11 protein-coding genes are annotated in these 11,701 nt (G+C 72.7%); 3 read left to right on the top strand and 8 right to left on the bottom strand.

Annotated elements, in window-relative coordinates; translation table 11 throughout:
* Positions 1-27 precede the first annotated feature (27 nt).
* Entirely contained in the window at positions 28-585 is a 558-nt protein-coding gene (locus tag ACZ63E_RS32780) for a TetR/AcrR family transcriptional regulator (protein ID WP_465340068.1), read from the top strand.
* A gap of 4 nt (positions 586-589) precedes the next feature.
* Here ACZ63E_RS32780 and ACZ63E_RS32775 read toward each other — a convergent pair whose 3' ends face one another.
* From ACZ63E_RS32775 to ACZ63E_RS32745, 7 genes are read right to left on the bottom strand one after another with little or no spacing between them, the layout of a single operon-like run.
* Positions 590-1,471 (bottom strand): SIS domain-containing protein, encoded by an 882-nt coding sequence (locus tag ACZ63E_RS32775; protein WP_465340067.1) that lies wholly within the window; start codon positions 1,469-1,471, stop codon positions 590-592.
* Between the two features lie 14 nt (positions 1,472-1,485).
* Positions 1,486-2,793 (bottom strand): alpha-galactosidase, encoded by a 1,308-nt coding sequence (gene melA / locus ACZ63E_RS32770; protein WP_465340065.1) that lies wholly within the window; start codon positions 2,791-2,793, stop codon positions 1,486-1,488.
* Entirely contained in the window at positions 2,790-3,728 is a 939-nt protein-coding gene (locus tag ACZ63E_RS32765; RefSeq protein WP_465340064.1) for a carbohydrate kinase family protein, read from the bottom strand. The genes melA and ACZ63E_RS32765 overlap by 4 nt, the downstream gene beginning before the upstream one ends.
* A gap of 2 nt (positions 3,729-3,730) precedes the next feature.
* Positions 3,731-4,603: a carbohydrate ABC transporter permease gene (locus tag ACZ63E_RS32760; protein ID WP_465340063.1), complete on the bottom strand. Its 873-nt coding sequence runs from the start codon at positions 4,601-4,603 to the stop codon at positions 3,731-3,733.
* Positions 4,600-5,511, bottom strand: a complete 912-nt coding sequence (locus ACZ63E_RS32755; protein ID WP_465340061.1) for a carbohydrate ABC transporter permease — start codon at positions 5,509-5,511, stop codon at positions 4,600-4,602. Before ACZ63E_RS32755 ends, ACZ63E_RS32760 begins: the two co-directional genes overlap by 4 nt.
* 9 nt (positions 5,512-5,520) lie before the next feature.
* Entirely contained in the window at positions 5,521-6,789 is a 1,269-nt protein-coding gene (locus ACZ63E_RS32750) for an ABC transporter substrate-binding protein (RefSeq protein ID WP_465340060.1), read from the bottom strand.
* Positions 6,789-7,589 (bottom strand): endo alpha-1,4 polygalactosaminidase, encoded by an 801-nt coding sequence (locus ACZ63E_RS32745; RefSeq protein WP_465340058.1) that lies wholly within the window; start codon positions 7,587-7,589, stop codon positions 6,789-6,791. Before ACZ63E_RS32745 ends, ACZ63E_RS32750 begins: the two co-directional genes overlap by 1 nt.
* A 467-nt stretch (positions 7,590-8,056) precedes the next feature.
* Here ACZ63E_RS32745 and ACZ63E_RS32740 point away from each other — a divergent pair, with 467 nt between their 5' ends.
* Positions 8,057-9,700, top strand: coding sequence for a beta-1,3-glucanase family protein (locus tag ACZ63E_RS32740; RefSeq protein WP_465340057.1), 1,644 nt, complete (start codon positions 8,057-8,059; stop codon positions 9,698-9,700).
* Positions 9,701-9,704: 4 nt separating this feature from the next.
* Here the strand turns inward: ACZ63E_RS32740 and ACZ63E_RS32735 are convergent, their stop codons facing one another.
* A complete protein-coding gene (locus ACZ63E_RS32735; protein WP_465340056.1) occupies positions 9,705-10,898 on the bottom strand; it encodes a glycosyltransferase in 1,194 nt (397 codons plus the stop codon).
* A 95-nt stretch (positions 10,899-10,993) separates the two neighbouring features.
* On the opposite strand from ACZ63E_RS32735, the gene ACZ63E_RS32730 reads away from it, so the two are divergent.
* On the top strand, positions 10,994-11,698 hold the full coding sequence (locus ACZ63E_RS32730; RefSeq protein ID WP_465340055.1) for a glycosyltransferase family protein: 705 nt from the start codon (positions 10,994-10,996) through the stop codon (positions 11,696-11,698).
* The last annotated feature ends 3 nt before the right edge of the window (positions 11,699-11,701 follow it).

Below are 11,701 nucleotides of genomic sequence, written 5' to 3'. Positions count from 1 at the left end.
CAACCGCCGGTGACTTATGCTGGCGGCGTGACCGCACCGCGCCGCCGCTCCGCCCCCGCCACCCGTGCCGCGATCCTCGAGGCCGCCCGGACGCGCTTCGGCGCCCACGGGTTCGACCGCGTCCGGCTGCGCGACGTGGCCGCCGACGTCGGCGTCGACCCGGCGATGGTGATCCGCTACTTCGGCACGAAGGAAGGGCTCTTCGCCGCGGCCGCCGAGTTCGACCTGGACCTGCCCGACCTCACCGGGGTGTCGGCGGACGACCTCGCACGGGTCCTGATGCCGCGCTTCTTCGGTGTCTGGGAGGGCGACGCCGGCTTCCTGTCCCTGCTGCGCGCCGCCACGACCAGCGCGGCCGCGGCCGAGAAGATGCTGGAGCTGTTCACCGCCCAGGTCACCCCGGCGGTGGCCGCGGTCGTGCCCGACCGGGCCCCGCAGCGCGCCGCGCTCCTCGGCTCCCAGATCCTCGGCCTGGCCCTGTCCCGCTACGTGCTGAAGGTGCCGCCGCTGGCGGACATGGGACGCGCGGAGCTCGAAGCCTGGGTCACGCCGGTCATCCGCCACTACCTCACGGACCCGGCGTGACCGCTCAGCCGGCCAGGACCACCGACCGGGTCAGGTGCGCCGGGCGGTCCGGGTCCCGGCCGGCCGCCAGCGCCAGCTCCACCGCCAGCCGCTGGACGGCGACCAGCTCCGCGAGCGGGTCCAGCCGGCCCTGACGGAGGTGGGCGCCGGTCGCCTCGATCTGTCGCACCAGGCCCGCGTCCAGGGGCGCCAGGCTCCATACCGCCCGGCCCGGCGCCGCGACCGCGATCGGGCCGTGGCGGTACTCCATCGCCGAGTACGACTCCGTCCACCAGGCCGCCGCCTCACGAACTTTCAGCGCGGCTTCGTTCGCCAGCCCGCCGTGCCAGTCCGCGCCGAGGAACGAAATCTGGGCCGCGGCGAGCAGTTCCGGCTCGAGCGGCTCGGCCAGGGCCCGGGAGACGTCGGCCAGCGCGCGGTCGACCGGCAGCCCCAGGTGCGCGCGCAGGAGCAGCAGCTGCGTGGTCGGGAAGCGCGTCTGGACCACCGACCGCTCGTCCGCGTACGGCAGGGCGACCACGTCGTCGGACAGCTCCGCGGCCGGCGAGCCGGCCACCGCGGTGATCGTCGTGACGCGGGTTCCCGGGCGGGCCCGGCCGATCGCGGTGAGGATCTCGGTGGTCGTGCCGGAGCGGGTCATCACCAGCAGCCGGTCGTAGGGCCGGTCGAGCTTCGCCTCCGACGCCGGGAAGACGTCGGTCAGGCCGAGCCCGGCGTCCTCGCGCAGCTGGGCATAACACTGGGCCATGAACAGCGAGGTGCCGCAGCCGACCACCGCGACGCGCTCCCCCGCGGCGGGCAGCGCGGGCGCGTGGGACGGCAGTTCGCGCAGCACGCGCGCCCAGCACTCCGGCTGGCTGGTGATCTCGTCGAGCGTGTGGGACATGGTTCTCCTACGGGTCAGTGGCCGAGGACGGCGCGCAGGGCGGGCTGGAGGCGGTCGCCGTGCGCGCGGACGAGGTCGTCGCACAGCTGGAAGATCCGCTCGACCGGCAGCGCGGCGGCGGTCGCGGGATCGGTCATCGCGGCGTGGCGGATGTGCCGCGGGTCGTCTTCGACGGCCGCGCGCACGACGAGGTCGTTGACACTCAGGTACGTCCGGTTCAGCGCGGCGAGCTGCGGGGGCAGCGCGCCGATGCGGGTCGGCCGGACGCCGGTGCCGTCGACCAGGCACGGCACCTCGACCACCCCGCCGGCCGACAGGTTCTCGATCAGGCCGTGGTTGACCACGTTGCCGTACACCGTGCGCGGGGTCCCGGTGAGGACACTGTGGACGATCTGCGGCGCGTACTCCTCGGTGCCTTCGACGGGCAGCGACTCGTCGGCCGCGACCGCCCGCCGCGTCCGCTCGTATTCGGCCTCGTTCTCCGCGACGATGTTGAGATAGGCGCCGATCGGCAGCCGCAGCCGCTCGACTTCGCTGTCGTGCTTGAGGTACCAGGGGACGTACTCGGCGGAGTGCTCGCTGGTCTCCGTCGGGTAGAAACCCAGGCGCCGGAACATGTCGAACCGGACGCGCCGCCGCAGCTGCTCGTCGGCCGCGGCCAGCTCGGCCAGCCGTGGGTAGAGGTCGGCGCCCCCGTGCTCGAAGCGCAGCACCCAGGCCTGGTGGTTGACCCCGGCCGCGACGTAGGTGACCTCCTCGAACGGCACGCCGACCAGCTGCGCGAGCCCGTGCACGGTCCAGTACACCGAATGGCACAGTCCGACGACCCGCGTCAGCCCGGTCGCCTCGGCCAGGTACTGGACGTTCATCGCCATCGGGTTCGTGTAGTTGAGCAGCCAGGCGTCCGGGCAGACGTCGGCGATGTCCGCGCCGAGCGCCTTCAGGAACGGGAACGTGCGCAGCGCGCGGAAGATCCCGCCGATGCCGAGCGTGTCGCCGATGGTCTGGCGCAGGCCGTAGCGCGCCGGGACCTCGAAGTCGACGCGGGTCGCCGCCCCCATCCCGATCTGGACCATGTCCACGACGAAGTCCGCGCCCGACAACGCTTCCCGGCGGTCGGCGTGCGCGGTGAGCAGCGGCTTGACCCCGCGGACGGCGGCGATCCGCCGCGCCGCGGCGAGCGCGGTCGCGAGCCGGTCCGGGTCGATGTCGTGCAGGGCGACGTGCACACCGTCCAGCTCGGGGTAGGCGAAGAGGTCGGCGAGCAGGCCCTGGGTGAACACGACGCTGCCGGCGCCGACGAAGGTGATCTTGGGGGTCATGCGGGGTCCGATCCGGTGCGTTCGAGGTGGACGAGGACGTCGTCCCACGTGGCCTGGCCTGCGGTGCCGCCGCGGGCGCGGACGGAGAAGCCGCCGCAGACGACGCCGCAGCGCAGCGCCGTCGCGAGCGGCAGCCCGGCCAGGAGGCCGGCGAGGAACCCGGCGTCGAAGCTGTCCCCGGCGCCGACCGTGTCGACGGCGGCCGCGGGGGCTCCGGGAGCGAAGGCGAATTCGCCGCCCTGGCAGCAGAAGGCGCCGTCCTCGCCGTCCTTGACCACCACGGCGGGGCCTCGCGCGGCCAGCATCGCGGCGGCCCGCCGCGCGTCGGGCACGCCCGCCAGCCGGACGGCCTCCGCGGCGTTGGGCAGCAGGAAGTCCGTCTCCGCCAAGAGGCCCCCGACATCCCAGGTCCCGGCCGGGTCGTCGTTGGTGTCGACGGACGTGGTCGCGCCGTGCTCCCGGGCGGTGCGCAGCAGGGCGGGCAGGTCGGCGGCGAGCTTCGGCAGCAGGAAGTACGACGACGCGTGGACGTGCCTGCTGCTGGCCAGCAGCTCCGGCGGGACGTCGGCCGCGGACGTCGTGGCCAGGGTGCCGGGCGCGGTGACGATCGCCCGGTCGCCGTCGCGGGTGAGGACGGTGGTCAGCGGGGTCGGCAGGTCCGGGTCGGTGCGCAACGCCGTGGTGTCGACACCGCGGTCTTCCAGCGCGGCGCGGACGAACCGGCCGCCTTCGTCGGCGCCGACCCGGCCGGCGAGGGCGACCTTCAGGCCCAGCCGGGCGGCGCCGGCGGCGGTGATGGCGCCGGAGCCGCCGAGGGTGAGCGTGCCGGAGGGGGCGAGCTGTTCGCGCTGGCCGAAGGCGAGGTCTGTCCGAAGTGGACCGAGGATGACGTCGGGGTTGGCGTCGCCGACGACCAGGAGGTCGAAACGGTGCATGGTCAGCCCTTGAGCCCGCTGGTGGTGATGGACTGGATGAACGTCTTCTGCGCGCCGAGGAAGGCGAGCAGCACCGGCAGCACGGTGATCACGTTGCCCGCCATCACCGCGGCCCAGTTCGTGTGGTGCTGGCCCTGGAAGGTGGTGAGGCCCAGCTGCAGCGTGTACGTCGTGTCGTGGTTGAGCGCGATGAGCGGCCAGGTCAGGTCGTTCCAGGTGCTCAGGAACGTCAGCACGGCCACCGTGCTCAGCGCGGGCCGCGAGAGCGGCAGCACGATCGTGACCAGCACCCGCAGCCGCGAGCAGCCGTCGATCCACGCCGCTTCTTCGAGCTCCCTGGGCAGGGACAGGAAGAACTGGCGCAGCAGGAACACCGCGAACGGCGTGACCAGGGACGGCACGATGAGCGCGCCCAGGCTGTCGATCAGGCCGAGCTGCTTCATCACCAGGAACGTCGGGATCATGGTGAGCTGGAACGGGATCGCCATCGTCGCGACCATCAGCCCGAGCAGCACCCGCGACCCGGCGAACCGCATCCGCGCGAACGCGTACCCGCCGAGCGTGCCGAACAGCAGGTTGGACCCGACCGTCACGGCCGAGACGATCAGCGAGTTCGTGAACCAGCGCACGAAGAGCGCGTTGTCGAGGACGTAGCGGTAGCCCGAGAAGTCCACCCGGGACGGCCACAGCGCGGGCGGGAAGCGGTTGATCTCGGCGTTGCTCATCACCGAGCTGAGCAGCAGCCACACCAGCGGCGCGGCGAACACCAGCGCCAGCGGCACGAGCAGCAGGTGCCACGGGCTGAAGGGCAGCCGCGGCCGGCGCAGCACGGGCAGGACGCGCGGGGCGGGCACACTGCCGATCCGGGTGGTCATCGGAGCACCTCCCGCCGGCGGCGCAGCAGGCGGACGGCCACCACGACGACGAGCAGGGCGAGCGCGAGCACGTAGGCCGACGCCGCGCCGTACCCGGCGGTGAAGTTCTTGAACGCCTGCTCCCAGACGAAGTAGACGATCACCGTGGTGGAGCCGAGCGGGCCGCCCTTGGTCGTCACGTAGACCAGGTCGAACACCTGCAGCGACGTGATCAGCTGCCACAGCACCAGGAACGCCGTCACCGGGGTGACCGCGGGCAGCGTCACGTGCCGCAGCACGCGCCAGGTGCCCGCGCCGTCCAGCCGCGCGGCCTCGACCAGCGACGGCTCGACGTCCTGCAGCGCGGCGAGGTAGACCACGATGCAGAAGCCGGTGCCGCTCCACAGCGTGATGCCGACCAGCACCAGCAGCGCCTGCCCCGGATCGGTCAGGAAACCCTGCGGGGACACGCCGAGGTGGTGCAGCAGCGAGTTGGCCGCCCCGAACTGCGGGTCGAGGATGAACGAGAACAGCACCCCCTGCGCCGTCGCCGAGAGCACGAACGGGACGAACACGAGCGTCCGGTAGACACCGATCAGCCGGATGCGCCGGTTCAGCGCCTGCGCCAGCAGGAAGCCGAACACGATACTCAGCGGGACGTAGAGCACCGTGTACAGCACGGTGTTCCAGACAGCCTGGGCGAAGTGCGGGTCCTGGGCGAGCGCGGCGTAGTTGTCCCCGCCGACCCACCGGCTGGGCGTCACCAGGTCGTCGACCTGGAACGACAGCAGCAGCGACCAGGCCACGGGCACCACACCGAGGCCCAGGATGATGAGGACAGCGGGCGAGACGTACGCCCAGGCGGCGGCGGTTTCGCGCCGCCTGCGTTGAATGGGGGTGACGGTGATGGGCCTCGGCAGTCCGGGCATGGCGGCTCCCTATCGCGGAATGATCAGGGCGGCGTTCGCGGCCGCGGCGCAGTCGCGCAGCGCGTCGGCCGGGGACGCCTGGCCGAGCAGCACGGCGACGATCGCGGTGCCCAGCGCCGCCGACACCTGCGGGTAGGCCGGGTGCACCGGGCGGACGCGGGCGTGGTCCAGCGCGTCGACGAACACCGGCAGGCCCGGTGTTTCGGCGGTTTTCGCCTGCCACGCGGGCAGCTGCTGCGTCCGGCGGCTCAGCGGGAGGCTGCCCGCGCCGTCGTCCCAGCGGACGTCCTGGGCCGGGTCCGCCAGCCAGGACAGGAAAGTCCGCGCCGCGTCGACCCGTTCTTCGCCGTTGTCGAAGAGCGTCCAGGTGTCCGGACCGGAGATCGTCACCGGGCGGCCGCTGAAGCTGGGCAGCGGCACGACCGTGTAGTCGATCCCGGCGTCGGTGATGTCGGGCAGCTGCCACGGCCCGGTCGGGACCATGCCGATGTGGCCGGCTTCGAAGGCCTGGTACATCTGCTCGCTGCCGGTCTTCGGGTCGAGGTAGACGGACTTCGCCGCCGCGAGGTCGCGGACGACTTCGAGCGCGCGCACACCCTGGCCTTCGAACCCGATGCCACGCCCGCCGGCGCCGATGACGTCGCCGCCGAGGTCCCACACCATCGGCCACAGCCGCCACACGGTGTCCTCGTCGCCGGTGGCGGGCCACGCGGTGCCGAAGGTGCCGCTGCCCGGGTCGGTGAGCTTCGCGGCCACGGCGACGAAGTCGGCCCACGTCCAGCCCGCGGCGGGCAGCGGGATCCCGGCCTGGTCGAACAACGTCCTGTTGCACACCACGGCCAGCGAGTCGAGCAGCGCCGGGACCGCGCGGGCGCGGCCGTTGACCGTGACCGCTTCCCGGGCCGGCGCCCAGAAGCCGGGGCCCGCGTCGACGAGCCCGGTGACGTCGACGACGTTCGGGCTGCGCGCCACGCTGGCGAGGTCCGAGCCGAAGACGTAGGCGATGTCCGGGAACGACCCCGACGCGAGCGCCGCGGTGATCTTCTGCAGCATCGCGTCGGCGAGGACACCGCCGCCCAGGTCGATCCGGATGCCGGGGTGCGTCCGGTGGAAGTCCGCGACGAGCGTGTCGAGGACCTTCTTGCCGGTGTCGGTCTGGCCGTGCCAGACCTCCACGGTCACCGGACCGCCGTCGCCCGTCGTGGCCGCGCCGCACCCGGCCACCGCCGTGCCGAGGGTGAGGCCGCCGACCCCGCGGAGGAAGCTCCGCCGGTCCATCAGCAGGTCTTGCGGACGTAGCCGGACTCGCCCTTCGGGACGACGTCGAGGTCGCGGCGGACGATGCTCAGCGAGCTCCACCGGCTGCAGGCGGTCTTGAGCCCGCTGTCGGTGTACTCGATGACGATCACGTGGTCGCCGAACGCGGGCGTGAACTCACCACAGTTCTTCTGCTGCCCGCACTCTTCGGCGATGGCGAAGTCGAGCCCGTTCGCCTGGCGCTGACCGGCCAGCTCGGAGGTGTTCTTCTGCGCGATCGCGAGGCCCTTTTCGTGGGCGTGCGCGGACAGCAGGCGGATGTAGGCTTGGGCGTTGCTGTCGGACAGAAGTCCTTTCGAGCGTGTGAAACTGTCGTAGTTGTCGGGCTCGATCGCCTGGTAGCCCTTGGCGGCGCAGTCGTCGACCCAAGCGTTGACCTTCGCGGCGACGCGGGTGCGCTTGTCCGCGGTCCGGAGGTCGAGCAGGGCCTCGCCCCAGTCTTCGTCGACGACCACCTTGCCGCCGGCGTCGCGCAGCAGGAGGTCGTTCCACTCCCCTTCGGCGCCGGGCTGGGCCTGGAAAGCGTTGACGTAGCAGATGTTGTAGAGCCCGGCGGCGGGCTGGGCGGTGTGGTCGCGGCTGACGACCTTGACGTCGGCGGCCGGGGTGTAGGCGCCGCCGATCTGGTAGTCGAAGCCCGCCTTGACCGGCGGGGGCGCGGGAGCCGCGGCCGGCGCGGCGGCGGCCGAGCACGCGCTGCCGCCGAGGATCGCGGCCGAGCACGCGGCGACGGTGAGGAACCGGGTGCGGGAGAAGGGCATCATCGGTCTCCGGATGATGGTGGGCACGACCCCGCCTCGGACGCCGTGCACGTCCTGGCGACTCAGTCCGGGCTCGCGGCGGCGGCCGACATACCGGCTGGGCGTACCTCTCACGCCGGGACAGAACCACGCCGACGTGCCGAGAAGTAAAACCAGCAAGTCCGCGCATGTCAAGTGCTCGATGCTGATCGCTTGGAGCGACGATCACGCACTCGCGAGCACGGCGGACGGCCTGCCTCAGGTCGCTGAGCGCCGTGACCGGGGCAGCAAGCCGAGCTCGTCCGCCGCCGGGATGTCCGGACGCCGACGGCCGCGCCCGGCTGCGCCGAAAGGGCAGCTTAGAGGGACGTTCGTACCCGACCCGGCCCGCCGGGCGTTGACCGCGCCGGGGCGCGTACCTACCGTTCGGCCACCGGCGGATAAAGGGTCTGGACCACATGGCATCCGCCCCTTCCCAGGAGGTGCCAATGCTTTCCAGGCGTACCTTCGTCACCGCGGGGCTCGTGGCCGCCGCGGCCGGCACACCGCTTTGGTCCGCCCTCGCCGCGCCGCGGGCGCGGGCCGCCGCCGCGCTGCCGCTGACCCTGAAGAACAACTCCGGCAACGGCACCGTGTACGCCTACGTCAGCGGCGCCGACACCTCGGGCTGGCCCGGCTTCGTCACCGCCGACGGCCGGTTCCAGCGGCTGCCCAACCCGTCCTCGCCGGTGACGCCGATCCCCGACTACGCGATTCCCTTGACCGGCTCGGGATCCCAGGTCACGGTGATGCTCAACGACTACATCATCGGCGGCCGCGTCTGGTTCTCGGCGGACAAGAAGATCCAGTTCTTCGTCAACCCCGGGCCCGGACTGGTGCAGCCCGGCTTCACCAGCTCGGACCCGAACTGGCAGACGAACTGGACCTTCTGCGAGTTCACCTACAACAGCGCGAACCTCTACGCCAACATCAGCTACGTCGACATGGTCGCGCTGCCGGTGTCCATGGCCACCACGGGCGCGGCCGGCGCGCAGTCGGTCAGCCCGCTGCCGGACGGCGCGCTCGCCGCCATCGCCGACGGGCTGCGCGCCCAGCACTCGACCGACGGCGCGCCGTGGGACCGGCTGGTCGTCACCGACGCGTCCGGGAAAGTGGTGCGGCTGCTCGCTCCCGGGCACTCCCCCGTCGACTTCGGGGGTTACTGGAACAACTACCTGAACGCGGTCTGGGACCACTACCGCTCGACGCCGCTGACGGTCAACGGCCAGGGCGCCATCGGCTCCTACACCGGCACGGTCAGCGGGGACACGCTCGTGTTCGCCGGTCTCGACACCAACGGCGTCCCGTTCACGAAACCCAGTGCGGTGGACATCTTCGGCTGCGCGAGCGGGCCGCTGTACAACTCCGGCGGGGACGCGCGCGGGGCCGTCGCCGCGCGGCTGGCCGCCGCGCTCAACCGCAGCAGCCTGCTGGTCGGCGGCGGCAACAACCAGCCTGACGGCGTCGCCCCTTCGCAGTACTACCAAGACGCGACGACGAACCACTACGCGCGCCTGGTCCACCAGCACGCGTCGATCGGTTACGCCTTCCCGTACGACGACGTCGGCCCGACCGGCGCCCAGCCGGTCGACGGCCACCTGCAGGACCCGGCGCCGACGTCCTGGACCGTCGCGCTCGGTCCGGGCGCGGGCGGCGGCACCACACCGCCGCCGGGCGGAGGAGTGGGCGCGTACTCCACGATCCAGGCGGAGTCCTACAGCGCGCAGAGCGGCACGCAGAACGAGGCGTGCGGGGACACCGGCGGCGGCGTCGACGTCGGCTGGATCGCCGGCGGGGACTGGCTGAAGTACTCCGGTGTCGACTTCGGCTCGAGCTCACCACGCCAGTTCGTCGCCCGCCTCGCGTCCGGCGCGGCCGCCGGGGTGAGTGGCGCGATCCTCGCCCGGCTGGACAGCGTGAGCGGGCCGGTCATCGCCGAGATCGACTTCGCCAACAACGGCGGCTGGCAGCAGTGGCAGACGGTCCCGGCCAACGTCGTCGGCGCGGCGACCGGGGTGCACGACCTCTACCTGACGTTCGGGGGCGGCTCCGCGGACTTCGTCAACATCAACTGGTTCACCTTCACCCGGTGACCGCTCACCCCACGGTGTCGAGCAGCCGGCGGGCGGCCACGGCCGCGCCGTCGGTGCGCATCCGGGCGGCCAAAGCCGTGGCCCGCGCCCGGGTTTCGGGTCCCAGGACCGTTTCGAGGGCGGCCGTCAGCGACTCGGTGCCGGCGGTCGCGCCGTCGAGGTTCACGCCGACCCGCGCCTCCCCCACCCGGGCGGCCCAGTACGGCGTGTCCGCGATCGGCAGCGGGACGACCAGCTGCGGCACCCCTGCCCGGGCGGCCGTCTGCGCGGTGCCCGCGCCGCCGTGGTGCACCACGGCGGCGACCTGACCGAACAGCCGCTGGTGGTTGACCTCGCCGATGGCGAAGCAGTCGGGCACGTCGAGGTCCGCCCAGCCGCGGGAGACGAGCACGCGGTGCCCCAGCGCGCGGATCGCTTCGACGGCCCGGGAAACGATGCCCGGCGCCGGCGGGATGCTGCCGAAGCCGACGTAGACCGGCGGCGGACCCGCAGCCAGGAAGCTCTCCAGGTCGGCCGGGAGCGGGCGGTCGTCCGGCAGGTACCAGGCGCCGGTCTGGACCACGTCGAGCCCCGGGGTCTCCGGCCACGGCCCCAGGACCGGGTCGGCGGCGAGCCACGGCCGGTCGCTGTAGACGTGGTCGCGGACGTTGTCCACCGGCGGCAGGCCGAGCGCCGCGCGGTGGCCGTTGAGCGCTTCGCGGAACTGCGTGTTCGCGTGGTCGGCGTCCCGCTCCCACAAGGCCCAGTTTCCGGTGGTCTCCGGCTCCGGCCAGCCCGGCCGCGGCGGCGGCGCGTGATGGGGCGAGGGCAGGTTGACCGCCGCGTAGGTCGCGTAGAAGTACGGGATGCCCGAAGCTTCGGCCACCGACCGCGCGCCGACCTGCGCCAGCCCGGCCGCCACCAGCGCGGAACAGCCGTCGGCCGCTTTCGGGTAGGCCTCGAACTGGGCCTCGACGACGGCGTTGCGGTAGCGGGACAGCTCGGCGGCCGACGGCGGTTGCTCCCCGCTCATCAACGCCCGCATCGACAGCCCGACCGGCACCGGCTCGATCCCGAGGCCGGTCAGCCGCTCGGCGAACTCCTCGTCCGGCGGGGTGCACATCCGCGTCTCGACACCCAGCTCCTGGAGCCGGACCGCCAGCGCCACCAGCGGTTCCACGTCGCCCCGGGTCCCGTACGTGGCCAGCAGCACCCGCATTTCGCCCCACTTCCGCCGATCTTCCCTTACGGTGCGGCAGGAGTGTACGGCGCTCCCCGCCCGGTTCCCGATCCCACTCACGGAGAGAGTCCTCGATGCGCAGTTCGTCCGTGACCACCCCCGATGTCTCGATCGTCTTGCCGTGCGCCGGATTCGCGACGCGCTTCGAAGCGCCCTACTCGAAGGAGCTGCACTGCCTGACCCCCGGCGTCACGGTGCTGGACCGCAGCCTGGCGCCCGCCGTCGAACTGGCCGAAAACGGGCTCGACGTGCGCCTGGTCGTCGTGTTCCGGGCGCACAAGCTCGACACCGTCCGCTACCTCGAGCGGTACGCCCAGACCTTCCAGATCGTCTTCGTCTACCAGGACGAATCGCTGCAGGCCGGGCTCGACGGAGCGATCCGGTCGGCCTTGCCGATGACGGCGGGACCGGTGGCCCTCGTACTCCCTGACATCGTTGTCAGCGGCGCGGGCAGCACCGGCAGCCTCGGCACCGCGGTGGAGCGCGCCAAGGAGACCGGCTGGAGCGTGGTGGCCACCGAGGAGCGCGATCCCGACGCCCTGCGGCTGACGGGCGCGCTGACCGTCAGCGGGCAAGGCAACGCCGCGACCGTCGCGGCGGCCGCCGAGAAGCCGGCGGACCCGGCGGGCTTCAACGCGTGCTGGGGCATGGTCGCGGTCACCGCGGAGGAGGCGCACCGGCTGCCCGACGTGGCCCGCCGGGACGCGGACAGCCCGCTGGCCGGCGCGGTCGCGCTGATGGTGGAGCGGATCGTGAACTACAACACAGTCGCGGGCTGACCC

Source organism: Amycolatopsis sp. NPDC104819 (genome assembly GCF_055583145.1).
The sequence above is the reverse complement of the archived record's forward strand: the minus strand, read 5'-3'. Positions and strand labels throughout refer to the sequence as shown.

Coding starts and splice junctions, on each gene's coding strand:
- ACZ63E_RS32735 (WP_465340056.1), bottom strand. CDS start 10,898: ATGCGGGTGCTGCTGGCCACGTACGGGACCCGGGGCGACGTGGAACCG.
- ACZ63E_RS32750 (WP_465340060.1), bottom strand. CDS start 6,789: ATGGACCGGCGGAGCTTCCTCCGCGGGGTCGGCGGCCTCACCCTCGGC.
- ACZ63E_RS32745 (WP_465340058.1), bottom strand. CDS start 7,589: ATGCCCTTCTCCCGCACCCGGTTCCTCACCGTCGCCGCGTGCTCGGCC.
- melA (WP_465340065.1), bottom strand. CDS start 2,793: ATGACCCCCAAGATCACCTTCGTCGGCGCCGGCAGCGTCGTGTTCACC.
- ACZ63E_RS32765 (WP_465340064.1), bottom strand. CDS start 3,728: ATGCACCGTTTCGACCTCCTGGTCGTCGGCGACGCCAACCCCGACGTC.
- ACZ63E_RS32755 (WP_465340061.1), bottom strand. CDS start 5,511: ATGCCCGGACTGCCGAGGCCCATCACCGTCACCCCCATTCAACGCAGG.
- ACZ63E_RS32730 (WP_465340055.1), top strand. CDS start 10,994: ATGCGCAGTTCGTCCGTGACCACCCCCGATGTCTCGATCGTCTTGCCG.
- ACZ63E_RS32775 (WP_465340067.1), bottom strand. CDS start 1,471: ATGTCCCACACGCTCGACGAGATCACCAGCCAGCCGGAGTGCTGGGCG.
- ACZ63E_RS32740 (WP_465340057.1), top strand. CDS start 8,057: ATGCTTTCCAGGCGTACCTTCGTCACCGCGGGGCTCGTGGCCGCCGCG.
- ACZ63E_RS32760 (WP_465340063.1), bottom strand. CDS start 4,603: ATGACCACCCGGATCGGCAGTGTGCCCGCCCCGCGCGTCCTGCCCGTG.